This window comes from Rhizobium beringeri, from assembly GCF_004306515.1.
In the GTDB taxonomy this organism is placed as follows: Bacteria; Pseudomonadota; Alphaproteobacteria; order Rhizobiales; family Rhizobiaceae; genus Rhizobium; species Rhizobium beringeri.
In genome coordinates, this window is record NZ_SILG01000004.1 from 98,361 (window position 1) to 124,388 (window position 26,028).

Here is a 26,028-nt window from a genome sequence, read left to right on the forward strand (position 1 = left end):
TTCAGCCCAACCTCTCCGCCATGTGGCAGCGCTTCGGGCTCAAAGGTTCTGCGGATGTCGGTTCAAGTCCAGCAATATCTATTTGAGTTTACGGCAAGAGATTCTTTCTCAGCCGCCAGGCGACGAGCTGGCAGGCGAGTTGCCATTGACGTCGGGCTCGGTGGTCGAGTCCTACCAAGAGCAAGTACTCGAACTCTCAGCGGTCGGGCATGCGACTGCCGAGGACAAACTGGTACCGCTCTGGTCGAATAAAAAATTCAGACATTTCGGCGCAAGCGCCCGTTTCGAAATAGGAGCTCCGTTCCAGCACAAGCAGGACCGCATGTTCAGCCGCTCCGATCAGCGACGTTATCCGAGGCGAGACAGCACGCGCCCCGATCGCAATCTCAGCGGAGACAATGTCGGCGCCGGCTTTGTCTTTAAGTAGCGCATAAGTTGGTTGCTGTTCGGCGATCTCTCGCTCCAGCTCCGACATGAATGCTGGCAAGAAGCTTCGGCCCAATGCAATCGGCTCGTCATTCACCACGTGAAGCCGTTCCAGAAGTGCGCATTTTGTACCGAACAGTGGGATGAAAGCAGACGGTGTTTCAATTGCGGTCAACTCGACAATCCGCATCGTAGCATCGAAGCCTTGGACTTTCAGCGATTCATGAAAGCTACGCAGTGTATCAATTTGATGGCGCACCTGCTTGCCGGCCACGAAAGTGCCTTTGCCTTTCCGGCGTTCAATCAGCCCATCTCTATCGAGCTGTTGGAGTGCCAGCCGCACGGTGACGCGACTGACTGTGAAGCGTGCCATAATTTGCGATTCCGACGGGAGCCGTCCGGACGGCTCGTAGGCGCCTTCGGTGATCTCGGCACGAAGCCGATCGGCGATCTGCAGGTACATGGCCACCGGGTTATTGCGTATGAGACTCATCTATTTTCCATAGGGTCGAAAGCACCACGAAACAGCGAAGCTTTGGAATAGCGTTCCCTTTCACTGCCACACAAGGGGAACTCTTCACGTTGATGACCTGTATTATAATGTATTAGAAATTGGGACAACTCCAATCCAGGGTCGTCCTAACGCAACATGGCATCTCCAGTTATCCCAAGGCAGGTTTCATCCGGTGCCGCCTTCTCGGTGGACCGCATGGCTTTCGCCTATCCCGAAAGCCGACGCGCCGTATTCGAACGGTTTTCGCTGCAGGCTCGGCCGGGAGAATTCGTGGCGATCCTAGGTCCGTCCGGTTGTGGCAAGTCGACGCTCCTTAATCTTCTCTCCGGCTTCCTGCGCCCGCAATCGGGGCATATCACCATAGACGGCGTGCCTGTTGTCCCTGAACATCCGGTCCTCGGATATGTATTTCAGTCGCCAAACCTCTTCCCTTGGTTGAGTGTCCTGGAAAACGTTCGCTTTGGTCTGCGCATGAATCGCCGTGGATCTGCGCAGGAGCAGAGAGACGTCGCGCTGAATTTTCTTCGACTTGTCGGTCTGGAAGAGCAGGCACATGAGCCACCTCACCGATTGTCGGGTGGCCAGCGTCAACGGGTTGCGCTGGCGCGCTCCCTGGCGCTCGAGCCGCGCCTCCTGCTCATGGACGAACCCTTCGCAGCGCTCGACGCCCTGACGCGCGCATCCCTTAATGACGAATTGCTGCGCATCTGGTCGGGCTTGGGGAAGACCATACTGTTCATCACCCATGACATCGACGAAGCGATCTATCTTGCCGACAGGGTTCTCGTCCTTGGGCTGCCGCCGACGGGCATCACCGCCGAAGTGGCGATCGACCTGCCGCGTCCTCGCGATCAGCGTGGCACGAGAGCCAATCCCTTATTCGCGCAACTGCGCGAACAGCTCTCGGAGGAAATCGCCAAAGTCATGACCAGCAATCAACGCGTTTCCTGAAGGGAGCATCCGATGAAACACATTCTACCTGCAGTTCTTCTCGCCCTTGCAACGGCTGTGCCTGGCCATGCCGAGGACGCGCTGCCGCTTCGCATTGGCTGGGTCCAGGCTATGGCGAATGCACCTGCCCTGATCGCCGAGGAGAAAGGTTATTTTCGCGACGAGGGGTTGAATGTCGAGCTCAAGGGTTTCGGCGATGGTCCCGTCATCCAGCAGGCGGTGGCTGGAGGCGAAATCGATGTGGCCTATATCGGTGCGCCCCCGGTCTATCAATGGGCGGCGCGCGGTCTCGAGGCGAAAATCATCGCCAAGGTCAACTATGGTCAGGCAGCGGTGATCGCCAAGACTGACGGCCCGATCCACGCCCTTTCCGACCTCAGGGGCAAGAGGCTTGCCGGCGTCAACAGGGGCAGCGGCATGGACGTGCTGCTGCGTGGCTACGTTCTGAAAGAGGCCGCCGGCCTCAGCCCGGATGCGGATCTTGCGCTGTCGCAAATGCCCGTCGGTAACATGAACGCTGCCCTCGATACCGGCGTCGTCGATGCAGCCTTTTTGTGGGAGCCCTTCATCAGCCAATCGGTGCTCCGCGGTACAGGTCGCGTCGTCTTCGACGTGAACGGAGCTTTGCCCGGCTATCCCTGGTACGTCATAGCAGCGCCTGCCAAGACGCTGAAGGAACGCCCGGACGATCTCGTGAAACTGTTGCGAGCGAATTCGAAGGCCATTGCGTTTCTGCGGGAGCATCCCGAAGAGGCCGATCGGATCATCGCCCAAAACTTTAAGCTGGAATCCCTGACGGCCGCGGACGGAAGTATCGTTCCGCCGGAAGCGATCGTCACGGAGGCGCGGAAACGCCTTGGGTGGTCGGCGGACATCGAGCCGTCCGATCGTGCCTTCATCCAGCGGCTCATCGACTACTCGGTCGCCCTCGGCTTTCTCGAAAAGCGCTTGAATGTCGACGACATCATTGACGACAGCTTCGCCGCAAAGGCCGCCGCTCAACGATGAGATCCGATCGATGAAGAAGTTGGCAGCGCAGCTGCGTTTTCCGCAACCGTCCTGGCGCTGGGCAGCGCTTCCGTTCCTCCTTGTCGTGTGGAGCATCGCGGCAAGCCGCGTTCCCTCCTATGTGCTGCCGCAGCCGTGGGACGTGGCGGCCGAGGGGGTTCGCTGGATCCGGTCCGGCGAGTTGGGTCGCCAGGTCATGGCGAGCTTGTTGCGCGAATTCGGCGGCTTCGGCGCGGCTGTCGTGGCCGCCGTGCTCATCGGCGTGTCTGCCGGACTTTGGCGGCCATTTCGCGAATTCGTCCAGCCGCTGCTCGGTCTCTTCATGGCCATCCCTCCGATCGCCTGGGCGCCGCTGTCGCTGATCTTCTTCGGCCTCGGATATCTCTCCATTGCCGTCGTCATATTCATCGCATCGACCTTTCCGATGGCCCAGACGATTCAGGAAGGCGTGCTTTCCATCAACAGCGGCGAGGTGCGTGCAGCGCGCATGCTGGGTGCCAAAAGGCTGCAATTGCTGGCCCATGTATATCTTCCCGCCTCTCTCCCGTTCCTCACTGCCGCATTGCGCATCGGTTTTGCCCAGGCGTGGCGCGCGCTTGTTGCAGCCGAGATGATCGGTGCATCTCAAGGCATCGGCTGGATGGTCGCCATGGGCGGGCAGGTTGGCAATTCGGCGCAGGTGCTTCTCGGCATCGCGCTGATAGGACTTACCGCGTGGCTGATGGAGAGCCTCGTGTTTCGACGGATAGAGCGCCGCTACGAAGGCTGGCGCGGACAATAACGGACGTTCCCTATGACAGAGATTTTGCCAGAAAAGACGATTCAAGCCAGCGCCCATTCTCCGATGGGCCTTGCCGATCATTTCGATACTCTGCCCTTCCTCGGCCGTCTAAGCTGTCAGAGGCAGACGCTGACGGCGGGCGAGTCGACCGAATTGGAGCTCGTTTATGAGGTCGGAGCTGTCGGTCTCGCAGACGGTGCGTGGCTGAAGCTTGCCTTCAAGTTCTATTCCGACTGGGCGCTGTTCCAGACAACGGAGCCGACGGGCGCCAACTATATTTCCGCCGAATACCACGCCGGTCCTCTGGTTTCGGGGCAAAGCCCAGCTACCGTTCAAGCACTGAAGGTGCGTTTCGATCAGAAGGGACACGAACGTCCCTTCCAGAAGGCTGTCATCATCGACGTCGTCGACGGCTATCTCAACCCCGGCGACAGGATCGTCATCCGTCTGGGCGATCGGCGGCAGGGCGGCGCCGGCACACGTGTGCAGACCTTCGTGGAGAAGGTGTTCCGTTTCCGGCTATTCGTCGACCCGCTGGGTAGTTCAAAATTTGCGGAGGTGCCAGGCGACTGCAAATTGGAGATCGCGGCCGGCCAGCCGCATGCCCTTCAGGTCATCGCGCCGCGGCTGGTTGGCAGCGGTCTATCCTTCGACGCTATCGTGCGCGTCGACGATATATGGGGAAACACTTGCCAGGGTCGCGACCTGCATGGTGCGCTCGTCATTACTGCCCCGGATGGCGGGCAACGAACGGAGCTGGTGGCCTTCGCCGCGGAAGGCTGGACAGTTGCGCGGATTTCCGGTCTTTCCTTCGCCGCTGCCGGCGAATGGAAATTGGAAGCATGGCTGAATGACGAACCCGGCGTCGCCCCGGGCGTCGCTTATGTCCAGAGCGAAGAGGGTGCCTTGCGTCCTCTCTATGCCGATCTGCACGTCCATTCCGACGACACCGTTGGCACCAATGATGCCACCTACAATCTCACCTATGGGCGCGACATCGCCGGACTTGACGTGGTGGGCTACACCGTCAACGATTTCAACATCACCGAGACGAACTGGGACGCGGCCGTCAAGACCATCCACGAACTCAACGAGCCCGGTCGCTTCGTCTGTTATCCAGGCACCGAATGGTGCGGCAACTCCGCTGCCGGTGGCGACCGAAACGTCGTCTTCCTGCGCGACGGCAAGCCCAGGTTTCCGTTCGACGAAGAGGGGCGCTCACTTCGCTCTTTCGAATGGAATGAGACGACGTCTGGAGCGATCCGTCCTGGGATATGGCCGGTTGACCGGCTCTATGGAGCCTATGAGGATGATCCGGAAGGCCATTTGCTGATCCCGCATGTGGGTGGCCGGCGCTGCATTCTGGACTGGAACCATCCGGAATTGGAACGCCTCATCGAAATTGGCTCCGCCTGGGGACAATTTCATTGGCTCTACGCCGAAGCTCTAGCTCGCGGACACAGAGTTGGCGCTTCCGCCGCCAGCGACGAACATCAGGGCCGATGCGGCGGTGGTGCGCCGGCCACCGGAACCTTCGGTGCACGCGGGGGGCTCACCGGCGTCATCGCCGACGGTTTCGACCGTGCCGGCGTTGGCGCTGCGCTTCGGGCGAGGCGCACTTTTGCCACGACCGGTGAACGGAGTTTTGCGGTTCTGTCCCAAGGCAAACATTTCATGGGCGAGGTGTTTGACGCCGAGCTCAATCAGCCACTCTCTTACCGCCTGCTCGGCCACGCCGGCTGGGAGGAAGTTCAGCTTTTCGACGGCGACCGCATGGTGTGGCGACGCGATCTGCATGCCGAAGCTGGCCTCAGTGAGCGCAATGTGCGGATCCGTTTCGGCGGCGCGCGGATAAAGGATCGCTATCGCGCGGCCTATTGGAGCGGCGAAGTGGCTGTCACCGGTGCAGCGCTTCTGGATGTGCGCGGCATCGGTTTCGATCATCCCGAACAAAGCGTTTGGCGCACTGGGCTCGGCACCCTCGGCTTCAGGACGGCAACACATGGCGACGTCGACGGAATCGAACTTAAGCTTTCCGACCTGTGCGACGCACGCATCGTCGTCGCCGGGAAACTCCATGGCTACAGCAAGATCGGAGATCCGCTTCAGCCGCCGCCACATGTCCATGCTCCCGAGGTGTTTTTAGAGGCATGCGGAAGCGAGCTGATCGAAAAAGGCTCCATCTCGGTCGATCTTCCGGGTGTAGAGCTTAGACTTTTGTTGGAACGTGTCACCGATCGTCCTCTTCCACGTGATCTCTCAGGCGAGATATCGCTTTCAGGACTTGGATTGAGCCAGGGCCGCGAACACCCGCTTTTCCTGACAGCGAGACAGAGGGATCAATCCCGCATCTGGACGTCACCGCTGTTCATGACAGCTTGAACCGAGCGTAAGCTACAACCAATTCGGAAGGTGGTGACCGGGGGGCCACTTGTCAGGCCAACCCAAACAATGCCGGGCTTCGTTTGGGGCGGGGCATGTCTGCCAATCGTGCGATTGTCACGCCCACCAGACATCAAGGCCGTATCCATGCTGGAACCTCCGGCGACTGCATTGCGCCGGACTGCGGTTTTTACGCCTGTCGATTGATGGTAGAGAAGCGTATCAAACGATGGGAGCGTGGCGACCGCCCTCGATCATGGCAGTTAGGTCGCCAAACCGCCGGATACCTCTATGAACTGCGCGTTGACCGGGCGATTGTCGCCGGACGGAGAGCAGTGAAGCGATCATCGCCCGACATCGTCGCGGCGGAGCGGCGGCACCAGCGAGACGAAACATCCGTCATTCGGTCCCCATTAGCGACCAGAAGCTCTTGCTTTCCTAGGGGCCGAAATACCGCTTTCCCGCTCAAGCTTTTTGCGAGCAAGTTTACGGACACGCCTGATACCCTCGGCCTTCTCACGAGCACGTTTTTCGGAGGGCTTTTCGAAACGCTCCCGAAGTCGGGCCTCCCGGAATACGCCCTCGCGCTGCAACTTCTTTTTCAAAAAACGGAGCGCTTGCTCAACGTTGTTGTCACGTACCAGAACTTGCATTCTAAACTCCTAGGATCACTGACGCGCCTCATTAGATCCATGCGCATTGATGATCAAGGCTTGGAAGACCGTTTGCCTAGATTCTCTGTCTCCACTGTTTGATGGGCGCGATCGCGAATGGGGCTAGAGGTAAGCTCTGCCAGCGATTGAAATGTCGGAAGTTCATGTCCTTTCAGGGCGTACCATCATGATCTCGAAGGTAGAGTTAGGGTCTGGGTGCGGTAAATGCTGGGCCGGGTATCGCCAGGAGTATGGACCGCAAGCGCAATAGCCGTTATTTGCGGGGCATGTTGCGATGCTAAAACCGTCGCTGAAAATCACCGCAGACACCCAAGGCTTCTTTAAAAGTGAAAAAAGTGCAGCGCAGCTTTGCCGTCGAGTACAAATCAGGTCGGCGAAAACTCAATTCCAAACCGAAATCGATTTGGGGAGACACCAATCTCAAGTCCGTTGCTCAAGATCTGCAGGACGAGGCAATGCCATTTATGTCATCACCTCCTCAGGCCAGAAGCAGCGAGATGCTTGTATCCGAAGAAGAACAGGCCGGGCCGTTATTGACACTGCCGATCGAGCGGGAGACAAATGCATCGGCTTTAAAGGAGACCATAATGGCCGACGAAAACAATACGATGCTCAATGCTGAAACGCCGGCCGCCGCAGCGTCCGATGTACCGAAGAAAGTGCGCAAACCTCGCGTCGGTAAAGCGGTGCCTGAAACGGCCTCAGCCCCGGTTTCTGTGCAACCCGCAGCGGCTTCGAATGCCACAGCTGGAAAGCAGAAGAGGGGACGCAAAGCAAAGTCTGACGATGGTGCGACAAGCCCCAGACGTGCGCCTGTCAAGCGTGCTCCGAGGACGGTGCAGGCAGCGACTGCACCGTCGGTGGCGGCAGTCGACGAGTTTACGGATCTTCTGCAACTGGAAGAGGAAAACCAGAGATTGCGCAAGCTGCTGGCCGAGAAGCTACGTGCTGAAAATGCCGATCTGCGAAAGCGACTCAACCTCGGTTGATCGGCAGCAGACGGCCAAGCGCTGGCCGCATTCTCATGCTTACTGATGTGAATATTTTGGCGGCGGTTCGTTCTGCCGCCAACGCTTTTTCTCGCGCACACGGGGTAGAATTCGAGGTGGAATAAAATGGCGTCTCCATGGAAATTTCTTGCCCGGCTGGTGTCACCGCGACGTCAGCAGAGGCAAGAACACGGCTCGACCGATGACGTGAAGCCGGACGTATTGGCCATCGCCAAGCCGACTGAAACAGCAGCCAAAAACGAGTTGAACGCCACAGATCGTTCGGCCGACGAAAAGCCAGTTCTTCAGGGTCATTCCGCGGCGGTGTCAGTCGACCCGGACACGACAGATGTCGAAAGCGTCACGCTCGAGAAAGCGGCTGATCCGGCCTCATCCAATGAGGCCGATGTAACCGCGCACGCCGCACCAAAGCCCTCGAAGATTGACGAAAGTGCAGCGCGAAAGCGCAGCAGACAGGCCAAGAAAGCCGAAGTGGTTGATGTCGATTCGCAACCCTCTCCACGCGTTTCGATCGATTCTGAAGATGCAATCAGCCTCGATGGCGAAATCAGGCTGCTCCGGGATCAGTTGGCGAGGAAGCTCCGACTTCAAAACGCACAATTGAAGAGGATGTTGGATCGATTCGAGCGCTGAACGTGGCATTACCTATTCTCCGGACCTCTGGGCAGAACACCTATCGTTTTGAAGCTCGGCCGAAAACGCAATTTCGGGCGTAGATGTGAGGCGACCACAAGCAGCAACCTGCGCCGACACCTGAATTCCCGCTGATCAAAAGTAGGGGTGACGGTTCTATCCCATCAAGGCGTACCACCAGACGCGATTCTCAGCCGACCGAGAGCAATCAGCGACAACTCGCCATTACCCCAGGCTCGAAACCCGTGACATCGAAAAATCGCATGATTTATCTCGATTAAGCGAAGATTGCATTAATCGATGACGAACATTCATTTAATATTTGATTACCCTTGTGTTGGGATCGGATCGTCAAGCAAGTGTTGCTGAATGCCATCGGTGAAAAGGCGACCTCTCAAGCGATGCACGGGATCTACCAGAAATACGGGATTCCGGCCGAACGAATCGCCAATGTGGTTGCGATCGTAATCGACCAGCCGGAAGACACGACTATGAACGAGTTCACGGTGGGACCGGCTAACCAGCCTTGGTGAGCGACCGCGTTCCGACGGATGGCGAGTCTTTTTGAATGGTCGACCAGCCTTGACGCAATGTTATGGAAGACACCGTCGATGAGGAGTGAGCAATACTCCGCGCATAATTTCGGTCGATGCCCCCATCGGTTCCATAAATGGCTGTTATCCCACACGATTGAGATTGGGCTCGTCGCTTCAGATACATTCAAGAGCAACTAGAGGAACGAGAACGGCCGAAGACGGTCCTAAAAGCACTATGGCGTTTGTCATTCATTTGCATTATCATCTCGCTGAAAAGTGGAGATCGCTATGGCTGCAAATGCACTGGTACAAACTCGCATCGATGCCGAGGTTCGGGATCGTGCCTCCGCAGTGCTTGGAAATATGGGGCTGACCGTATCTGATGCGGTTCGTATCTTACTCACCCGAACGGCCAACGAAGGTGCGCTGCCGCTGGAGCTTCTTTCAGGCAGCGAGGCCCATGACGCTTGGTTTCGCACCAAGGTACTTGAAGCGCTGAACGATACTCGACCGGACGTCTCAGATGATGAAGTCGAGGCGCATTTCGCTGAACGTCGAGCGGCAGCCCGCCTTAACGCGGGTGCGCGCAAATCGTGAAGCTTACCTGGTCTGCGTTCGTTATCGGATCGCGACGCCATTTTCACATACATAGAAGCAGAAAATCCGTCAGCCGCCATACTGGTCGACGAACGGATCGTTGCTGCCGTCCGTCGGTTAGTAGATTTTCCCGCGAGCGGTCGTGTTGACAGAATTGCTGGCACCCGCGAACTGGTAATTAAAGGCACGCCGACGTCGCGGCGTAGGCAATTACCGAAACAGCGGTTCGTATTCTTCGCGTCCTCCATGGCGCGCAGGAATGGCCAGACACTTTGCCAACGCGCTAGGCTTTGTTCTCGATGCTGAGTATCAACGGGTCGGTGGTTCGAATCTTTTCAAGGCGGCCATATGTGCTCAGGCCTGGGAACGTCGCCCGCTCTTAAGTGGCTTGATTGAAATGCCGTCGGGCAGCGGCGCCAAAAGCGCTGAAACATCGCAGGATAATGCCGTCGCGAGTTTCTCGAGAGTTGTGACGGTCGGATTTTTTCCGCCGCGCTCGAGGTGGCCAGCGTACGAGCGTTCTATGTTTGCCGCGAGCGCGAGATCGTCCTGCGAGATTCCCTTCGAAACCCGCAAACGTCTCAAATTCAGTGCTACTCGCTGCCGTGCGTCCATCGCCGGAAACACAACATTTGACAAATTATGAAACCACGTATTATAGAACTATGAAAGGAATTCGCTTCGCAATAATGCTGCGCACCTGCCTTTGCGTCGGATAATCGGATGGCTCCCATGGAACTACGCCAGCTCTCCTACTTCGTCGCGGTGGCCGAGGAACTGCACTTCGGCCGGGCGGCAGCCAAGGTGCGCATCGCCCAGCCGGCTTTGTCCAATCATGTGCAGGCGCTGGAGCGCGAACTCGGCTGTGCGCTATTCATCCGCTCAACCAGACGGGTGGAACTGACCAGGGCAGGGGAGACCTTCTACGAACGCTGCGTCGGGATCCTGAGCGAGGTCGATCTAAGTGCCGAGATCACCAGGGCGGTGGCCGGCAAGACCATCCGGCAGATCAGGATCGGCACCGTCTATCCCGCCACCACCGGCGTGCTGCCGGCGTTTCTGGCAAAGATCGCCCGCAAGTACCCGGATATCCGCATCCATATCGCAAGCGGCAATACCGGCGACATCATCCGCGGCCTGGAAAACGGCCAGATCAATCTCGGCTTCATCAGACCGGTGGAAAACATCGGCTCCTTGCGCTTCTCCTCGATCGCCCATGAGCGTTATCTGTTGGCGGTGGCCCGCACCAACCGGCTGGCGGAGCAGGCAGAGATTGCCATCGACGATCTGCGCTCGGAAAGGATCATCGCCTTCAACCGCAAGAACCTCTCCTATACAGAGCGGTACTTCAACGAGAAGTTCGAAGAATACGACCTGACCCGCAACATCGCTTATAGTTGCGACGACACCTATTCGCTGGTGTCGCTGGTTTCGGCCGGGCTTGGCATCGGCTTTGCGCCGGAATGGACCGAGGGCCTGCCGAACCGGGCCTTCGAGCTGAAGGCGGTCAGAGGCATCGACTTCAGGATCGGGCTTGGCGTTGCCTGGAACAAGGAGGACCCAACCGCCTCGCGCGATGACATCGTCGACATCGCCCGCTCACTGGCACGGCCGGGCAGGTGAGGTGAGAGGCATTGCGAGTGCTGTGCCCCAAACGGAACGGCTTGCCGGATGCAGTCATCCCGGGTTCCGCTCGATCCGAGGGTCGCTTTGCTAACCCTCCTGCGGCTCCGTTTTAACCGGTCAGCGTATCGAAGCGAGCCGAACGGCTGCAGCGGTGGCAGGTTGAGCCATTGCTCTTGCCATCGGGCGAAGAACTCCGGAATGGTTAGGAACGACATCATCGAGCTTGAACTTCCTGACAAGCTCGCGAAGCTTCTGGGCTTCCTGAGCGAGCGAGGCGGAGGCGGCAGTCGATTGTTCCACCATGGCTGCGTTCTGTTGCGTCGTCTGGTCCATCTGATTGACTGCAACGTTGACTTCGCTGAGGCCGACCGACTGCTCTTTGGCAGAGGTTGCGATCGCATCCATGTGCTGATTGATCTGTGCGATAAGACCGCCGATGGTCTTGAGAGCCTGGCCTGTATCACGCACGAGCTTCACTCCGCTATCCACCTCTTTGGAGGAGTTCTGGATGAGGCCCTTGATCTCCTTGGCCGCGCTGGCTGAACGCTGCGCGAGTTCTCGCACCTCCTGAGCAACGACCGCGAAGCCCTTGCCGGCTTCACCGGCCCTGGCTGCTTCTACGCCCGCGTTGAGGGCAAGAAGGTTGGTCTGGAATGCGATTTCATCGATCACGCCGATGATGTTGGAAATCTGCTGCGACGAAGTCTCGATGCGCCCCATCGCCTCTTCTGCATGAGAAACGACTTCGGCAGACATAGTAGCGCTTCGGTTTGCCTCGGTGGCAACTGCCCGGGTCTCCTCGGTGCGCTTGCTGGAATTCGCCACGTTTGCGGTGATCTCTTCCAATGCTGCTGCCGTCTCTTCAAGCGAGGCTGCCTGCTGTTCCGTGCGCTTTGAAAGATCACCCGCCCCCGACGAGATTTCCCGGGTGCCATCGTCGATCGTGGTGATGCTGCTGGAGATCGACATCAGCGTTGCACCAAGTTGGGCGACAGATTGATTGAAGTCATGGCGCAGGGCCTCGAAGTCGGGAGCGAATGCCTGATCGAGCTGGAAGGCGAGATCACCTGCAGCGAGCCGCTTCAAGCCGGCCGCGAGACCTGATGTGGCGACGCGTAAACGCTCTGCGGCATCAGATTCTGCTTGCTGTTGCGCGGCGATGCGATCGGCGTCCGCCTGCTTCCGACTTTCCGCCGCTTCCATCTCCATTCGCTTGTTTGCGATTGCGGCTTGGCGGAAGATTTCCACCGCGCCCGCCATGGAGCCGATTTCGTCGGCCCGGCCGGCAAACGGGATACTGGAACTGGTGTCGCCTTCGGCCAGTCGTCTCATCGAGGTTGTAATCTCGGTAATGGGATTGGCAATGCCTGTCAGCACGAACGCAATAGCGCCAACGACCAGCAATCCTGCAAAACCGATCGCGGTAAACAGATAGAATTTGACGGACGCGTAGGTCGTCCTGCTCACCTCGGCAGCCTGTTTGCTGCCACTGAGATTCAACTCCACCAGAGCCGTCGTTAGTTCCTTCAGCTTGTCGGAATAGGTTCGCATCCCCCCGCCAAGATATCGTCCGGCCTCTTCGGTCTTGTTCTCACGGGAAAGAGCGAGAAGCTGAGGTTTGCTGGCGATATAGCTCTCAACGTTTTCCTTTATTGCGCTTATCAACTGGCGTTCACGGTCCGACGATGCCAGCGCCACATAGGCATCTATCGACTTGCGAACCGTGTCCTCGGCAACTGTAATGGCCTCTTCGCGCGTTTTCTTTTCGGGTTCCGACTGCGCGATGATGTGATCGCGATAAGCGACGCGCAAATTCGCCATGTTGAGATTGATCGTCCGGGATGCCTGTACGCTCGGCAACCAATTGTTCGCGATTTCTTCGGTGGAGCCGTTTGTCTTGCTAAGACCATCGATCGCGAGATACGCGACAATGCCGAAAAGAAGCGCTACGCCGCTGAAAATAAGGAGCAGGCTGGACTTTATGCTTGGACGACGCATTGAAGGACCCCTTGAGACGTTCGACCCTATGGCCGGCGGACAAGGAGTTTGTAACAAAAACATTTAATGTTTTACTCATATGTAAAGCATCGTTTGATGAAGATTTCGAGCGACGATGCCGGTCGGCGCGGCCCGACATTGATTCCAACGAAGGCTTCTCTGTAATCACCACGCCTCGTCCTTTTGTCGTGAGGATCAGCTAGGCACGTCCGAGCAACTCTCGGAAAACCAGTGTCGGACGAGCCACGTCTGTAAGAAGAAACATACGGTCTTCGACCTAGGCGTGCCAGGAATGTCAATATTCGGCGTGGCGCTCGATCGGCTCGGCCAGGTCTATCCAAAGCGGCCGATCATCCCACCAATGAACATGATCCGGCGCAGGAAAGGACGGATCGGCGAATGTGCCGCCCGCGATGACGACAGTGCCGGGGAAGTATATTCCGGATTTCGAAAATCCGCCCCACTGCAGATCCGGTAAAGGCTTTCATCACGTCAGGTGTGGCTTCGCCCTGCGGAAACCAAACGGAGTATTCTCCCGAGGTGATCCGGACATTTTCCTCAAGGAAGATGGCTTGTCCGACCAAGGCGTTTCGCGCCAGATACCGGTCACGCAGAAGAGCGATCTGTCCTTGCGCTTCTTATTCGGTCATTGGGGCCGGTACCTCCGGCGGCAGGCCGGCGCGTAGCGAGCGTCTTGGCCGAAAAGAGCGCGCAAATGATCAGCAGAAGGCAGTCGAGATATTCGATGAACTGAAGGCCGAACTGCGAACTCAAACTGCGCTGGCCGCACGCGAGATTTTCATGGCCGACAGGAAGGCCGCATCGAGCCTGATGTACCGGATCGACCGGCGGGCCAGGCTCGAAGCTTCGTTTCACTTATTCAACGCGTCTTTCAAAGCCTTGGCCGGCGTAAATGCCAGCTTCTTGGCCGCTGCGACCTTGATGGTCGCGCCAGTTGCCGGATTGCGCGCCTCGCGCTCCGGCGTTGCTTTCACTTTGAACTTACCAAATCCAGGCAGCGAGGTTTCGTTGCCGGCGATCGCAGCTTGCGTGATCGAGGCAATCACGGCTTCGACGATCGCCTTGCCCTGGGTCTTCGTCAGGTTGTGTTCGACCGCGATCTTGTCGGCGATTTCATTCGTGGTGGTCATTGTGCATCTCCGCATCATTGTTCATGCGGAGTCCCTGACAGCGGATTGCGCTGCTGTCATTGAGGCACTGCGGCATCGTATGTCGAATTGTCCGGATTTCCACAGTTTCCGATCGAGCGACAGCACGCCTGGGTGCGCGATCGCGTAATCGAACGCAGAGATGAGCCATGATATCGGTTTTGTGTGTTGAGGATAAAAGGCCGTCCGCGACTTGATCGTCGAGGAACTCGTCGACGCTGGCTGGTTCCAGAGCTGCAACCCGGCCGAGGTCTCTCGTCCGTTCACTGTAAAGCATCGCGCAACGCGGCGACGAAACCATCGCTGCCCGATCTGCCGGCAGGGCGCCTGACGCAACTAATGGATCGTTCTAATGATGCAGCCTTCGCACTTGATTTTGAACGGCGCCCGCAGATCGCTCCTTGCCCGGCTGAATCTCAAAGATCTTGAAGGCCTTAAAACATAAAGAGACGTTGAAGAGGAATGCTTGCTCGTGTTTCCTTCATGATCAGATCTTTTCCCACCTTGAATTTTCAAACCTGTTTCGCCATTTGTTCGGCGCTAATTTCGCTTTCTTGGAGAACACAAGCACATGACAACGACTGCAGAACAGACCGCTGAAAGCCACGTTTTTGAGGCTGACGTTGCCCGCCTTCTGCATATGATGGTCCACTCCGTCTACTCGGACAGGAACGTTTTTCTGCGCGAACTGATTTCGAATGCGGCCGATGCCTGCGAGAAGCTGCGCTATGAAGCAATCGAGAAACCGTCGCTCCTGGGAGCCGATGCCGAAAGCCGGATCACGCTGACGCTGGACGAAGAGAACCGTCAGCTTGTTGTCGAGGACAATGGCATCGGCATGAGCCGCGACGAGATGATCGAGGCGCTCGGGACGATCGCGAGGTCGGGGACACGGGCGTTCTTGGAGCGAATTGAAGCAAGCAAAGCCGCTGAAGGCGCTCAACTGATCGGGCAGTTCGGCGTCGGTTTCTATTCCTGTTTCATGGTTGCGGAGCGCGTCGATGTGATCTCCCATCGTGCCGGATCGCAGGAAGCGTGGATATGGGCCTCCGACGGCAAGGGAAGTTACAGCGTCAGCCCTGCAAACCTCGCCGAAGTTCCATCCCGCGGTACACGGATTGTCCTGCATCTGATGGAGGATGCGAAGCAATACACTTCCCGTTGGACGGTCGAGCGTATCGTCAAGGAACAATCCGGCCACGTGCCGGTCGCGATCCGCGTTGTCGAGAAGCCCGGCAGTGAGCCAGTTCAGATAACGGACGGCAGCGCGCTATGGACCAAATCGAAGAGCGAAGTCACTAAAGAAGAGTATACGGACTTCTATCGTGGGGTCTCCGGGCAGTACGACGAACCGGCGCTGACCGTACATTTTCGTGCTGAAGGCCGGCATGAATATACGGCTCTGGCGTTCATACCCGGAACGCAGCCTTTCGACATGCTTGATCCCGAACGCAAAGGCAGGATGAAGCTTTACGCAAAGCGGGTCTTCATCACCGACGATGCGGAACTCCTACCGAGGTACCTTCGCTTCGTCCGCGGGTTGATCGACACCGCCGATTTACCCCTCAATGTCTCTCGTGAGATGATTCAGGAAAGTCCGATCCTGATGGCGATCCGCAAAGGCGTCACCAGCAGGATCATCACCGCGATCGAGAAATTGAGCGAAAGTGACCCCGGGGCCTTCCTCAAATTTTGGGAAAACTTCGGAGCCGTCCTTAAGGAAGGCATCTACGAGGACTTCGAGCGTCGTGCTCAGCTTATGGCGCTTGCCCGGTTTCGGACGTCCACATCGGGCGAGGGCTACCGTTCGCTGGCTGAGTACGTCAAAGATATCAAGGAAGGCCAGAACGCCATCTACTATCTTGCGGGCAGCAGCTTGGACCAGCTCAAGGCATCACCTCAACTGGAAGGTTTCCTGGCGCGTGGGATCGAAGTGCTGTTCTTGACAGACTCTGTCGACAGCTTCTGGGCGATGAATGCACCGGAATTCGTGGGCAAAGCGTTTAAGTCGATCACTCAGGGTGCCGCGGATCTCGCACAATTTGCAAAGCTCGATCATCAGGCAACGCAGGAACCAGAGACCAGCACCATGGCGAAATTCCTTGCGTTCACCAAGCAGACGCTTGCTGACCATATTGCCGATGTCAGGGCATCCGATCGTCTGACGGAAAGCGCGGTCTGCCTCGTTGCACCGGAAGATGGCTATGACAGGCAGATGGAAAAAATCCTGCGAAACGCCGGTCGCCTTGAAGATGCAGCCAAGCCGATCCTGGAGATCAATTTGGTGCACCCTTTGATCAAGGCGATTGCGAGCGTGGAGGGTGATGCCCTGTATCGGGAGGACGCCGCGTTCTTGTTGCTGGACCAAGCGCGCATTTTAGATGGCGATCGGCCTGCTAATCCACGCCGATTTGCCGAGCGGCTCGCACGGGTCTTTCAGAGGTCGGTGCAGTCGTAACAACAAGGAGCAAGGTGGGGGTCTATCCTCCGAATATTCCTGCCCTCATCGACCGTGGGTGCCGACGTTCAGTTATCTAGGCAGGGTCTGCGCGTTCGCGGCGTTTTGTGGCTTGAGCCTTTCGGCTGCTGCCATCGCAGAACGGTAGAGCAAGGATCGACGGTACTGATTCCTTGCTGCTCTTCAAGAACTCCGACGAAATTGCAATGGTAAGCCCGTTCCGCCGCGACAACTGTGTCGGTATTTCGACGCAGTGAGGGTGAAGACGCCAAAGTCTAAAATGAGAGGGGACAGGCCGCTGTTTCGAACTCAAGGCGAAAGGTGCGGGGCCATTGTGATGTTGAAATACGAGTTTCGCGCCCGGTCTCAGACTGACCAGGAAGTCTGGTCCCGTCGTGCTTCCATCAGAGCCTCCAGCGAAAATGAACCGTTTTGATCCACTGGTTTGCTCCCCGACCTTCTCGCCCGGATCGCAGATCATCGTGCAAATAGGATCGGTGCGTTGTTGCCGCGGCAGCGGAAAGACCGCTCGTGGCGGTCTTTCCTGTATCTGCAGACCGATTAAAGCTTCGATCAACCGGCGGCCTTGATGCTGGTATTGCACAGGCTCCAATAGCCGCCGCCCTTCTGGATCCACTTGAGATCGCCGAGCGTGCCGGCATCTTTGGCCGCATGGTAGGAGTCGACGCAAGTGTGCAGGCGGGCCTTGCCAGGCGTTTCGCTCGAATACTTCTTGTCGATCGCCTTCGGGAACTTGACGCTCTTCGGCGCCGCGGTCGTCGGCTTTGCCGGTTCCTTCTCGCTCGTGGCGGTAACATCCGCCTCGTCAGCCTTGTCGGCAGCAGCAGCGTCGGCGCCACAGAACTTTGCGCGGAAATCGTTCCACTTCACGTCCTTGGCGGAACCGTCGGCCTTGGCGGCCTGATACTTTGTGCTGCACTCCTTCATCGTCAAGGCATGCGCCGGCGACGACATGATAAAAGCAGCGAGCAGCGAGCCGGCAGCGGAGAGAAGCAGTTTGTGTGACATATGATTGGCCTCCGTCGATGATGTTGACGTTTCAGTCTACGCTTCCGCCTCGGCGCTAAGACGCTGACAACGGTAGGGTTCCATTCGGGCTTGCCTGATCTACGGCCGTCGGAAGGTGCTCCGCGAGAAGCTCGGGTACCTTGCTGATATCGATGCCGAGTTTGGAGGCAAGGGCCTGTAGCTGCTCCGACGAGAGCGCTGCGCGAATTTGGTCCGCGGTGATCGGGATATTGTCTCCCGTGCCTATCCAGGATGCTACCTGATGGCCAAGCCCGCTTTGATTGAGTTGCGTGAGAACGCCATCGAGTCCGCCGGCGTTCTGGAAAACATCTTCGGCGACAGCCAGAAGATTGACTGGCCTGCCATTCAAGACGTCGCTTACGACACTGCCCAAACCATCGAAAAGCCCCATGACACTCCCCTTGGTTCATTCGCCCTACACCACAAACGCTTACACCTGCTGAATGAACCTCAGATGAACAAGGGCGACCACTGCTTCTGGAGCTCCTTGCGGCGTCTCGTCCGAGAGCCAGAGGCGTGCATTTGCTGATTGATGGGATGACTGATCGTCACTCGCAGCATTGTCGATCGGCTGGTTGCGACACCACCCCACTTTGTCTATGGAAATCCAAAACCGTTCGGCCCGCCATTCGTGCCGCCGGAATGGCGCTCTGGTCATCTAGCGTCGCCAAAGATCGTTTTGCGATGGACGAGCAGGCGTTGAAGCTCTGAGGGCTGGTGAAAGGCAACAGGTGAAGTTCGACGACCTTTCCGCTCATATTCAACCCGGAGCAGGGTCAGAGTGCGGGCCGTGTTTACAGCCAGCCGTGCCGTCACCGGATGGCGCATCCTTGTGCATCGACCTCTGCGAGGAAAAGGTCTAGCGCAATTTTATGATGAGATGGCAAAGGATGGGCGGGGATTACAAATGAGCGCCGGCGAACGAATGATTTGCCGGTGACGACTTTGATTTTGGCACGTATCTCCTGAACGTCATGGCAGACAACCAACTGCGCTAGTTGCAAGACTGCCGCAGTCCGTTCGTCGAAATTCGGGCGAGCGCTTCTCGTCGCAGTGCGCAGAAGATGGGCCCTTGACAAAACGCGTCCGCTGCCACTATTGGGTAATCGATCACCCACGGAGGATGGCAAGGATCGTGGCAGTATCGCTCTCTGACATCGCGGAACGTGCGGGCGTCTCGGTAAAGACGGTTTCCGGCGCATTGCATGGCGGCTCCGCCCGCATGTCGGACGATACGCGCCAGAAGATCAAGGCCATTGCGGAAGAACTCGGCTACGTGACCAACCTTGCAGCGCGTGGCGTGCGTCAGGGCTGGCTGCCGCTGGTCGGCGTCATCTCCGACGGCCTCATCACTTCGCCCTTCGCCACCGAGATAGTACGTGGCCTCGATGGGGCGGCCCGCAGCGCCGGCATGGCGGTCTTTGCGGTCAACCACCGCAGCGGCCAGTCTATCGGCGAGGTGCTCGACGAGGTGCAGCAGTTCCGGCCGCGCGCCGTTGCTTATGCCGCAATGTACCACAAGGATGTCGCCCTGCCGGACAGGTTGGCGGGCGCCGTCGGCGTCATGATCAACTGTCGCGAGGCTGCCGGCCGCGTCACCGCGCTGGTGCCTGACGAAGAGGGCGGCGCGCGGGAGGTCGTGCGTTATCTCCTCGTCGCCGGCCGCCGGCGCATCGCCTTCATCAACCTGCCGGGCATTCTCGCCGGCACGCTACGTGAGATGGGGTTTCGTGCGGCGCTTGAGGAGGGGGGCATCGACCCCGTCGGCGTGTTGCCGGCGGTGCGCCGCAGCGTCTACAGCGACCGCGCGCCAAGTCTTGTTGCCTCTCATGTGGAGGCGCTTCTGAAATCCGGTCAACGGCCGGACGCTATCCTCTGCGGCAATGACCGCGTAGCGATGGAAGTCTACGCGGCGCTTGCCCGCGCCGGCCTTCGCATTCCGGATGATATCGCGGTGGCAAGCTTCGACAACCAGGTCGAGCTTGCCTCGCGGCTGGATCCGCCATTGACGACAATGGGCCTGCCGCACCGCGCCATGGGCCGCCTTGCCATGGAGATCCTCCTGGCCGAGCAGCCCGAACCGCCGCGTCTGCGGAAACTGCCGTTCCATCTGGTCGAACGGGCATCCGTCTGAACATCGAATAGTGTCTAACAGGAGGAGAATATCAATGAGAATGGGTAATCGTTTACTTGGTGGACTCTTCGCGTCCGCCGCGCTGGTCGCGACCGCCGGTCTTGCCGAGGCGAAGACCGTCATTCATGTTATGCACCAGGGCGATCCCGGCTGGGTGAAGGCCTATGGCGACGTTGCCACCCGCTTCGAGGCCGCCAATCCCGATGTCGACATCGAGATGATCTACGCGCCACACGATGCCTACAACGAAAAGTTCAGCGCCGCCGTCATGGCCAAGCAGCTGCCCGATATCATGGAACTCGATGCTCCGTTCCTCGCCAATTATGTCTGGTCCGGCTATCTGCAGCCCGTCAAGCCGCTCATTGACAAGGACCTGCTCGATGACATGACGGATTCGAATATCGCCCAGGGCACCTATCCGATCGACAAGGACCTCTATGCGATCGGCCTCACCGACTCCTCGGTCGTGCTCTATGGCAACAAGAAATATCTTGAAGCCATTGGCGCCCGCATTCCGAAATCGGTCGACGATGCCTGGACCCGCGAGGAATTCGAAGGCTATCTCGAAAAGCTTTCCAAGCTCGAAGGCGTGAAGTGGCCGATCGACACCTTCCGAGGTTACGGCATCAAGACCGAGTGGATCACCTATGCTTACGGCCCCCTGCTCGAAAGCGCCGGCTGCGACCTGATCGACCGCAAGACTTGGAAGGCCGGCGGCACGCTCGATGGCGAGGCCTGCCTCAAGGCGCTGACGATGATGCAGGACTGGGTGAAGAAGGGCTGGGTTGTACCGACTTCGTCGGGCACCAACCAGTTCTACGCCGAGGGACAGCCGGCCGCGCTCGCCATGGGCGGCCACTGGTTCTACGCGGAGGCATCGGCAGCGATGAAGGACAATATCGTCGTCATGCCGCTGCCCAAGATCGGCGACAAGGGCGTGAGCCCGAACGGAACCTGGATCTGGGGCATTTCCGCGACCTCGACAAACCCTGAGATCGCCGGCAAGTTCCTGAGCTTCCTGCTGAAGGACAAGGAGTACCGGGAATACGCCAAGACCCAGTCCGCCTATCCGGGCCTGAAGAGCTTCGCCGCCGAATCCCCGCTCTATGCGGAAGGCGGTCCGCTCGCCATCGCCTTTGAGCAGGCTTCCAAGACCGCGATCGCCCGTCCGCCGCACCCGGCCTATCCGACGATCACTTCGGCCTTCATGCAGGCCGTCGACAAGATCTTCAACGGCGGTGACGCGCAGGAAGCGCTGACGGCCGCTGCCAAGAAGATCGACGAGGATATCGAGGATAACGCCGGCTACCCGCCCTTCGACGAGCAGCAGTAAGGGGTTTTGACGGGGCCGGTTCTCCGGCCGGCCCTGGACCATCTCGGGAGGATCACCGATGAGGAGGAAACAATGACCTTGCAACAGACCTCCACGCCCGCTTTGCGGCGCCCGGCGAAACGCCGCGACAGGCGGCGGCTCTGGCAGGAAATGGCGATGATCGCGCCTGCCGTTCTGCTTTTGACGATATTCCTGATCGCGCCGTTCCTCTTGTCCTTCTGGACAGCGATGACCAACCAGCCGCTCGTGCCGCGGCCGACGCCGGTGCGCTTCGTCGGCCTCCTGAATTTCGAGCGCGTCTTCACCGATCCGCTGTTCTGGACCTCGCTGTGGAACGTTACGCGCTTCACCTTCTGGGTGCTGCCGGTGCAGTGCGGCCTCGCCTTCCTGACCGCGCTGCTCTTGCACCAGAAGCTGCCGATGCAAAACCTGCTGCGCGGCCTGTTCTTCCTGCCGGCGATCACCTCCATGGTGGTGGTCTGTGTCATCTGGGGCACGCTGTTTCAGTATCCGAGCGGCCCGCTCAACCAGATCGTCGGGTTCCTTTCCGGCGGCACGATCCAGCCGATCGACTGGCTCGGCGACCCCAACTGGGCGATGTTCTCCATCGTGTTGCTTTCAGCCTGGCAGGCCTATGGCTTTCAGATGATCATCTATCTCGCCGGCCTGCAGGGCATTCCCGAAGAACTTTACGATGCCGCCCGCATCGACGGCGCAAGTGCGCTACGCCGCTTCTGGCACGTCACCATGCCCGGCCTTCGCCCGACCCATGTCTTCGTACTGGTCATCACTACCATCCAGGCCTTCAAGCTCTATACGCAGGTGGCGATCCTTACCCAGGGCGGCCCGAAGGAAAGCACCGAAACCGTTGTCCACTACATGGTGCGCGCCGGCTTCGAGGAGCAGAAACTCGGCTACGCATCGGCCGTTTCCGTCATCCTTTTCGTCATCGTCCTTCTGATCGCGCTCCTGCAACGCAAACTCCTGAGGCGCTTCGATGTCTGATATCGCTTTGAGCCAGCCCGCCCCGCTGGCAATCGCAAGGGGCAACGGCAAGAGAAGCCTGCGCATCGTGCAGAGCCTCTGCATCCTGGTCATCGCACTGGTGATGATCTCGCCGCTGTTCATGCTGCTGATCGCCAGTCTGAAGGACGACCGCTTCCGCATCCTCGCAGACATGGGCAGCTTCCACGCCTTCTGGGTCAGCGACCCGACGCTGTCGAACTACACGGAGATCGCCCATTTCTCCGGCGAGCTGGCCTATGGCCGATATCTCTTCAATTCGCTGGTGATCCTCGTCGCCACAGTCGTCTCGGGTTTGGTCGTCAATTCCATGGCGGGCTTCGTTCTGGCCTGGGGCTCGCTGCGTGGCAAGGCGGCGCTCTTGGCGCTCGTCGTCGCGCTCTATGTCATCCCGCAGGAAAGCATCATCATGCCGCTCGTCGTCATGATGTCGCGGGCGGGGCTGACGGATACCTTCGCGGTGCAGATCCTGCCCTGGGTGGCAAGCCCGCTCTATGTCTTCCTCTTCTACCAGTTCTTCGCGCAGCTGCCGAAGGAACTCTATGAAGCGGCGGAAATGGATGGCGCATCGGCCTTCCGCATCTACCGGTCGATCTACATGCCGCTCAGCCTGCCGGCGCTCGCCACGGTCTCGATCCTCATGGGCATCGAAAGCTGGAACCAGTATCTCTGGCCGACGCTGGTCACCCAGACCGACTATGCTCGGCCGATTGCCGTCGCCATCGCCACTTTCTTCGGACAGGACAGCATCTACTGGGACCGCGCCATGGCCGCCTCGGTGCTGATGATGATCCCTGTCCTCATTCTCTATCTGGCTTTCCAGCGCTGGTTCGTCAGTTCATTCGTCGGCTCCGCCGTGAAAGGTTGATCATGTCTCTGCAGGCAAAATCCGAAACGTCAGCACCTGAAACCATCGAAGCGGAGCTGCCCGAAGGCACGGTGCTGCATCTCTGGCTGAAGGCGCGCCATGCTGGCGGCGAGGCGAAGCTCTTCGTCGCCGTTGATGGCAGAGACATCGGCGAGCCCTCGACCCGCCGCACGGGGGAATTTGAGTTCTTCGCTGTGACGCTCGCGAAGGGCGGTCGTGCCACGCTGTCCTATGATGCGACAAGCACAGCGCTCTCCGTCGCTTATGCCTTCCGGCCGGAAACCGTGATGAAGGAGGGCATCCGCGTCCTGCACAGCGATGCCCGCACCGCCGCCCCCGACGTGCCCGACGGCTACCACTTCCGCCCGCCCTTCGGCTGGATGAACGATCCGAACGGTTTTGGACGGTTCGGCGGAAACGCTCACCTCTTCTACCAGCATTATCCTCATGAGCCGCGCTGGAACACGATGCACTGGGGCCATGCCGTCTCGAAGGATTTCGTCCGCTGGACACATCTGCCCATGTTCCTCTTCCCGGCGGCGCATCTATCGGAAAAGGACGATGGCCGCGGCGGCGCCTTCTCCGGCTCGGCGATCCCCGGCACCGGTCCAGAAGGCGAGGAAATCCGCGTCTTCTACACCGAGCATGTGCGTGACCGGCAACCGGAAGAGCAAATCCAGCTTTCCGCCGTCAGCCGCGACGGCATCGTCGCCGGCCCGTCGGAAACGGTGATGCCGCTGCGCCCGGAAGGCTTGAACCTCACCACCGATTTCCGCGACCCCTATGTCTTCAAAGGCCCGGACGGCCGCTGGAAGATGCTGCTCGGCAGCCGCGACAGGCAGGGCGGCGTCATACTGCTCTATGAAACCGCAAACGCGCAAGGCGCCGATGGCTGGACCTTCCTTGGCATCATCCATCGCGAGGATGGTTTCGGCATGACGGCGGCAGAATGCCCCTGCATGGTGCCGCTTTCCGGCAAAAACGCAGAAACCCGCTGGGCGCTGATCTTCGGTCTGCTCACCAGCCGCGACCCGGCCACCGGCCGCCGCAACCTCACCTCCGTCACCGTCGGCGGTTTCGATGGCCGCACCTTCACGGCGGAGTTCGAGCAGGAGTTGGATTTCGGTTCGGATGCCTATGCCTTCCAGGCCTTCGTTGATGGCGACGAGCCGGTCGGCATCGCCTGGCTCGCCAACTGGTCGGATTTTTCCAAGAAGGACGATTTCCCGACGACCATGACCCTGCCGCGCCGCGTGCTTCTCGACGGCGACACCGTGCTGACCCCGCCGGTCGCAGCCGTCGAAAGTCTGCGCCATCAGTTGCTGGACGACACCGCGCTTGCCGCCGGCAAGACCGTGCCGCTCGGCACCGGCGCCGTCGAGATCGTACTTGATCTCACCGAGCCGGGCGCCGCCTTCGATCTCACCTTCGATCATCCGAATGTCGATCTAGGCGTGAAACTCGATGCCGATGGTCTGGCGATTGTCTTCGACGCTCGCACCGGTAAGACGCCGCCACGTTACGTCGCCACCGGCGCGAAACCATCGAGCCTGCGCATCTTCCTCGATGCCGGCTCCATCGAGGTCTTCGCGGACAACGGCCGCTGGACGGGGTCCAAACGCATTCCGGGCTTTGCCGCCGCACGTTCGGCAACGCTCACCGGCGCCGTCGCCGAGGCCGGCGTCTGGCAATTGAAACTGTGAGGGAGGACAGACAATGGCATCGGTAGCAATCGACCGGGTTCTGAAGCAATACGGCGCGGCCTCCGTTATCCACGGGGTTTCCGCGGATATCGAGGACGGTGAGTTCGTCACGCTCGTCGGGCCGTCGGGCTGCGGCAAGTCCACGCTTCTGCGCATGCTGGCGGGGTTAGAGGATATCAGCGGCGGTGAAATCCGCATCGACGGCCGCGTCGTCAACGACGTCGCGCCGAAGGAGCGCGATATCGCCATGGTGTTCCAGTCCTACGCACTCTATCCGCACATGACGGTGCGCGAAAATATGGGCTTTGCCCTGAAGCTGCAGGGGCGCGATAAGGCGACAATCGACAAGCTGGTGAGCGAAGCCGCCGGTATTCTCGCACTTGAACCCCTGCTGGAGCGCCTGCCGAAACAGCTTTCCGGTGGCCAGCGCCAGCGCGTCGCCATGGGCCGCGCCATCGTACGCCATCCGAAAGTGTTCCTCTTTGACGAGCCACTGTCCAACCTCGACGCCAAGCTGCGGGTGACCATGCGTAGCGAGATCAAGGAGCTGCATCAGCGCCTTGGCACGACCATCGTTTACGTCACCCACGACCAGATCGAGGCGATGACCATGGCCGACAAGATTGTCGTCATGCGCGCCGGCCGCATCGAGCAGATCGGCAAGCCGCTCGATCTCTACGACCGCCCAGATAACACCTTCGTCGCCGCCTTCATCGGCTCGCCGTCGATGAACCTCTTCGAGGGTGGCGTCAGCGACGGCGGCTTCCGTATCGAAGGCGGTGTTTCCCTGCCGCTTCCGCCGCAATTGAGCCAAAGCGCGGCGCGCACCTACGGGATCCGCCCGGAAGACCTCGACACTGCCGAGAGGGGCATTCCGGCCACCGTGCTGACTGTCGAGCCGACCGGTGCGGAGACCCATCTTTCGGTGCGTGTCGGCACGCAGACGGCAACGATCGTGCTGCACCGGCGGGTGGATTTAAAGTCCGACCAGCAAATCCACCTCGCGCCCAAATCCGAGAAAATCCACCTCTTCTCCGCCGAAGGCAGTCGGATCGACTGATCCCTCGGCGCCTCCCGCTGAGCCGCGTCCGTCATTTGACGGGCGTGGTTCGGTGCCGGTGCCACCCAGCCTTGCGACGTCTTGGTTTTGGGTG

24 protein-coding genes and 1 pseudogene are annotated in these 26,028 nt (G+C 59.1%); 18 read left to right on the forward strand and 7 right to left on the reverse strand.

The window, feature by feature from the left end; translation table 11 throughout:
• Positions 1–196 precede the first annotated feature (196 nt).
• Positions 197–919 carry a GntR family transcriptional regulator gene (locus ELH03_RS30120; RefSeq protein WP_130767203.1) on the reverse strand — a complete coding sequence of 241 codons (723 nt, stop codon included), beginning with the start codon at positions 917–919 and terminating at the stop codon, positions 197–199.
• Between the two features lie 216 nt (positions 920–1,135).
• Here ELH03_RS30120 and ELH03_RS30125 point away from each other — a divergent pair, with 216 nt between their 5' ends.
• From ELH03_RS30125 to ELH03_RS30140, 4 genes are read left to right on the forward strand one after another with little or no spacing between them, the layout of a single operon-like run.
• A complete protein-coding gene (locus tag ELH03_RS30125; RefSeq protein WP_197730022.1) occupies positions 1,136–1,891 on the forward strand; it encodes an ABC transporter ATP-binding protein in 756 nt (251 codons plus the stop codon).
• A gap of 12 nt (positions 1,892–1,903) precedes the next feature.
• The gene (locus ELH03_RS30130) at positions 1,904–2,899 is read left to right on the forward strand and encodes an ABC transporter substrate-binding protein (RefSeq protein ID WP_130767205.1); all 996 of its coding nucleotides are present in this window, start codon (positions 1,904–1,906) and stop codon (positions 2,897–2,899) included.
• 10 nt (positions 2,900–2,909) lie between these two features.
• Positions 2,910–3,680, forward strand: coding sequence for an ABC transporter permease (locus ELH03_RS30135; protein ID WP_130767206.1), 771 nt, complete (start codon positions 2,910–2,912; stop codon positions 3,678–3,680).
• 12 nt (positions 3,681–3,692) lie between these two features.
• Positions 3,693–6,062: a hypothetical protein gene (locus ELH03_RS30140; RefSeq protein WP_130767207.1), complete on the forward strand. Its 2,370-nt coding sequence runs from the start codon at positions 3,693–3,695 to the stop codon at positions 6,060–6,062.
• Positions 6,063–6,475: 413 nt separating this feature from the next.
• On the opposite strand, the gene rpsU is transcribed toward ELH03_RS30140, so the two are convergent.
• A complete protein-coding gene (gene rpsU / locus ELH03_RS30145; RefSeq protein ID WP_028734557.1) occupies positions 6,476–6,715 on the reverse strand; it encodes a 30S ribosomal protein S21 in 240 nt (79 codons plus the stop codon).
• A 347-nt stretch (positions 6,716–7,062) separates the two neighbouring features.
• Here rpsU and ELH03_RS30150 point away from each other — a divergent pair, with 347 nt between their 5' ends.
• From ELH03_RS30150 to ELH03_RS30170, 5 genes and pseudogenes are all read left to right on the forward strand, one after another.
• Positions 7,063–7,725, forward strand: a complete 663-nt coding sequence (locus ELH03_RS30150) for a transcriptional regulator (protein ID WP_130767208.1) — start codon at positions 7,063–7,065, stop codon at positions 7,723–7,725.
• A gap of 126 nt (positions 7,726–7,851) precedes the next feature.
• Positions 7,852–8,379 carry a hypothetical protein gene (locus tag ELH03_RS30155; protein WP_130767209.1) on the forward strand — a complete coding sequence of 176 codons (528 nt, stop codon included), beginning with the start codon at positions 7,852–7,854 and terminating at the stop codon, positions 8,377–8,379.
• A gap of 359 nt (positions 8,380–8,738) precedes the next feature.
• The gene (locus ELH03_RS30160) at positions 8,739–8,912 is read left to right on the forward strand and encodes an SDR family oxidoreductase (protein ID WP_432422308.1); all 174 of its coding nucleotides are present in this window, start codon (positions 8,739–8,741) and stop codon (positions 8,910–8,912) included.
• Between the two features lie 291 nt (positions 8,913–9,203).
• On the forward strand, positions 9,204–9,512 hold the full coding sequence (locus ELH03_RS30165) for a type II toxin-antitoxin system RelB/DinJ family antitoxin (RefSeq protein WP_062578764.1): 309 nt from the start codon (positions 9,204–9,206) through the stop codon (positions 9,510–9,512).
• Positions 9,509–9,799: pseudogene (locus ELH03_RS30170) on the forward strand (type II toxin-antitoxin system RelE/ParE family toxin). The gene ELH03_RS30165 and the pseudogene ELH03_RS30170 overlap by 4 nt, the downstream one beginning before the upstream one ends.
• Before the next feature lie 67 nt (positions 9,800–9,866).
• Here ELH03_RS30170 and ELH03_RS30175 read toward each other — a convergent pair.
• Positions 9,867–10,127, reverse strand: coding sequence for a helix-turn-helix domain-containing protein (locus ELH03_RS30175; protein ID WP_130767411.1), 261 nt, complete (start codon positions 10,125–10,127; stop codon positions 9,867–9,869).
• Positions 10,128–10,244: 117 nt separating this feature from the next.
• Here ELH03_RS30175 and ELH03_RS30180 point away from each other — a divergent pair, with 117 nt between their 5' ends.
• Positions 10,245–11,135: a LysR family transcriptional regulator gene (locus ELH03_RS30180; protein WP_130767210.1), complete on the forward strand. Its 891-nt coding sequence runs from the start codon at positions 10,245–10,247 to the stop codon at positions 11,133–11,135.
• Positions 11,136–11,255: 120 nt separating this feature from the next.
• On the opposite strand, the gene ELH03_RS30185 is transcribed toward ELH03_RS30180, so the two are convergent.
• Together ELH03_RS30185 and ELH03_RS30195 are read right to left on the reverse strand one after the other, a co-directional pair.
• Complete coding sequence (locus ELH03_RS30185; protein WP_130767211.1) at positions 11,256–13,136, reverse strand: HAMP domain-containing methyl-accepting chemotaxis protein; 1,881 nt, start codon at positions 13,134–13,136, stop codon at positions 11,256–11,258.
• A gap of 872 nt (positions 13,137–14,008) precedes the next feature.
• Positions 14,009–14,287: an HU family DNA-binding protein gene (locus ELH03_RS30195; protein ID WP_027688545.1), complete on the reverse strand. Its 279-nt coding sequence runs from the start codon at positions 14,285–14,287 to the stop codon at positions 14,009–14,011.
• 589 nt (positions 14,288–14,876) lie between these two features.
• Between ELH03_RS30195 and htpG the strand changes: the two genes are divergently transcribed.
• Positions 14,877–16,763, forward strand: coding sequence for a molecular chaperone HtpG (gene htpG, locus ELH03_RS30205; protein ID WP_130767212.1), 1,887 nt, complete (start codon positions 14,877–14,879; stop codon positions 16,761–16,763).
• A 573-nt stretch (positions 16,764–17,336) separates the two neighbouring features.
• Here the strand turns inward: htpG and ELH03_RS30210 are convergent.
• Complete coding sequence (locus ELH03_RS30210) at positions 17,337–17,792, reverse strand: hypothetical protein (RefSeq protein ID WP_130724774.1); 456 nt, start codon at positions 17,790–17,792, stop codon at positions 17,337–17,339.
• Positions 17,793–17,847: 55 nt separating this feature from the next.
• Complete coding sequence (locus tag ELH03_RS38200; RefSeq protein ID WP_245276750.1) at positions 17,848–18,162, reverse strand: YidB family protein; 315 nt, start codon at positions 18,160–18,162, stop codon at positions 17,848–17,850.
• Here ELH03_RS38200 and ELH03_RS37765 point away from each other — a divergent pair.
• From ELH03_RS37765 to ELH03_RS30245, 7 genes are all read left to right on the forward strand, one after another.
• Positions 18,055–18,342: a hypothetical protein gene (locus ELH03_RS37765; RefSeq protein WP_197730023.1), complete on the forward strand. Its 288-nt coding sequence runs from the start codon at positions 18,055–18,057 to the stop codon at positions 18,340–18,342. The genes ELH03_RS38200 and ELH03_RS37765 overlap by 108 nt on opposite strands.
• Positions 18,343–18,936: 594 nt before the next feature.
• Positions 18,937–19,947, forward strand: coding sequence for a LacI family DNA-binding transcriptional regulator (locus tag ELH03_RS30220; protein WP_130767412.1), 1,011 nt, complete (start codon positions 18,937–18,939; stop codon positions 19,945–19,947).
• A 40-nt stretch (positions 19,948–19,987) separates the two neighbouring features.
• A complete protein-coding gene (locus ELH03_RS30225) occupies positions 19,988–21,280 on the forward strand; it encodes an ABC transporter substrate-binding protein (RefSeq protein WP_130767213.1) in 1,293 nt (430 codons plus the stop codon).
• 72 nt (positions 21,281–21,352) lie between these two features.
• Positions 21,353–22,285 carry a carbohydrate ABC transporter permease gene (locus ELH03_RS30230; RefSeq protein WP_130767214.1) on the forward strand — a complete coding sequence of 311 codons (933 nt, stop codon included), beginning with the start codon at positions 21,353–21,355 and terminating at the stop codon, positions 22,283–22,285.
• Positions 22,278–23,171, forward strand: coding sequence for a carbohydrate ABC transporter permease (locus tag ELH03_RS30235; RefSeq protein WP_130767215.1), 894 nt, complete (start codon positions 22,278–22,280; stop codon positions 23,169–23,171). The genes ELH03_RS30230 and ELH03_RS30235 overlap by 8 nt, the downstream gene beginning before the upstream one ends.
• Before the next feature lie 2 nt (positions 23,172–23,173).
• Positions 23,174–24,874 carry a glycoside hydrolase family 32 protein gene (locus tag ELH03_RS30240; protein ID WP_130767216.1) on the forward strand — a complete coding sequence of 567 codons (1,701 nt, stop codon included), beginning with the start codon at positions 23,174–23,176 and terminating at the stop codon, positions 24,872–24,874.
• A gap of 13 nt (positions 24,875–24,887) precedes the next feature.
• Positions 24,888–25,934 (forward strand): ABC transporter ATP-binding protein, encoded by a 1,047-nt coding sequence (locus ELH03_RS30245; RefSeq protein ID WP_130767217.1) that lies wholly within the window; start codon positions 24,888–24,890, stop codon positions 25,932–25,934.
• The last annotated feature ends 94 nt before the right edge of the window (positions 25,935–26,028 follow it).

Bases quoted from the DNA above. Each gene is read 5' to 3' on its own strand.
- htpG (WP_130767212.1), top strand. From the start codon at position 14,877: ATGACAACGACTGCAGAACAGACCGCTGAAAGCCACGTTTTTGAGGCT.
- ELH03_RS30175 (WP_130767411.1), bottom strand. From the start codon at position 10,127: ATGGACGCACGGCAGCGAGTAGCACTGAATTTGAGACGTTTGCGGGTT.
- ELH03_RS30140 (WP_130767207.1), top strand. From the start codon at position 3,693: ATGACAGAGATTTTGCCAGAAAAGACGATTCAAGCCAGCGCCCATTCT.
- ELH03_RS30125 (WP_197730022.1), top strand. From the start codon at position 1,136: ATGGCTTTCGCCTATCCCGAAAGCCGACGCGCCGTATTCGAACGGTTT.
- ELH03_RS30245 (WP_130767217.1), top strand. From the start codon at position 24,888: ATGGCATCGGTAGCAATCGACCGGGTTCTGAAGCAATACGGCGCGGCC.
- ELH03_RS30120 (WP_130767203.1), bottom strand. From the start codon at position 919: ATGAGTCTCATACGCAATAACCCGGTGGCCATGTACCTGCAGATCGCC.
- ELH03_RS30185 (WP_130767211.1), bottom strand. From the start codon at position 13,136: ATGCGTCGTCCAAGCATAAAGTCCAGCCTGCTCCTTATTTTCAGCGGC.
- ELH03_RS30235 (WP_130767215.1), top strand. From the start codon at position 22,278: ATGTCTGATATCGCTTTGAGCCAGCCCGCCCCGCTGGCAATCGCAAGG.
- ELH03_RS30165 (WP_062578764.1), top strand. From the start codon at position 9,204: ATGGCTGCAAATGCACTGGTACAAACTCGCATCGATGCCGAGGTTCGG.
- ELH03_RS30210 (WP_130724774.1), bottom strand. From the start codon at position 17,792: ATGTCACACAAACTGCTTCTCTCCGCTGCCGGCTCGCTGCTCGCTGCT.
- ELH03_RS30195 (WP_027688545.1), bottom strand. From the start codon at position 14,287: ATGACCACCACGAATGAAATCGCCGACAAGATCGCGGTCGAACACAAC.
- ELH03_RS30225 (WP_130767213.1), top strand. From the start codon at position 19,988: ATGGGTAATCGTTTACTTGGTGGACTCTTCGCGTCCGCCGCGCTGGTC.
- ELH03_RS30135 (WP_130767206.1), top strand. From the start codon at position 2,910: ATGAAGAAGTTGGCAGCGCAGCTGCGTTTTCCGCAACCGTCCTGGCGC.
- ELH03_RS30180 (WP_130767210.1), top strand. From the start codon at position 10,245: ATGGAACTACGCCAGCTCTCCTACTTCGTCGCGGTGGCCGAGGAACTG.
- ELH03_RS30220 (WP_130767412.1), top strand. From the start codon at position 18,937: ATGGCAAGGATCGTGGCAGTATCGCTCTCTGACATCGCGGAACGTGCG.
- ELH03_RS30130 (WP_130767205.1), top strand. From the start codon at position 1,904: ATGAAACACATTCTACCTGCAGTTCTTCTCGCCCTTGCAACGGCTGTG.
- rpsU (WP_028734557.1), bottom strand. From the start codon at position 6,715: ATGCAAGTTCTGGTACGTGACAACAACGTTGAGCAAGCGCTCCGTTTT.
- ELH03_RS30230 (WP_130767214.1), top strand. From the start codon at position 21,353: ATGACCTTGCAACAGACCTCCACGCCCGCTTTGCGGCGCCCGGCGAAA.
- ELH03_RS37765 (WP_197730023.1), top strand. From the start codon at position 18,055: ATGGCCAAGCCCGCTTTGATTGAGTTGCGTGAGAACGCCATCGAGTCC.
- ELH03_RS30155 (WP_130767209.1), top strand. From the start codon at position 7,852: ATGGCGTCTCCATGGAAATTTCTTGCCCGGCTGGTGTCACCGCGACGT.
- ELH03_RS30240 (WP_130767216.1), top strand. From the start codon at position 23,174: ATGTCTCTGCAGGCAAAATCCGAAACGTCAGCACCTGAAACCATCGAA.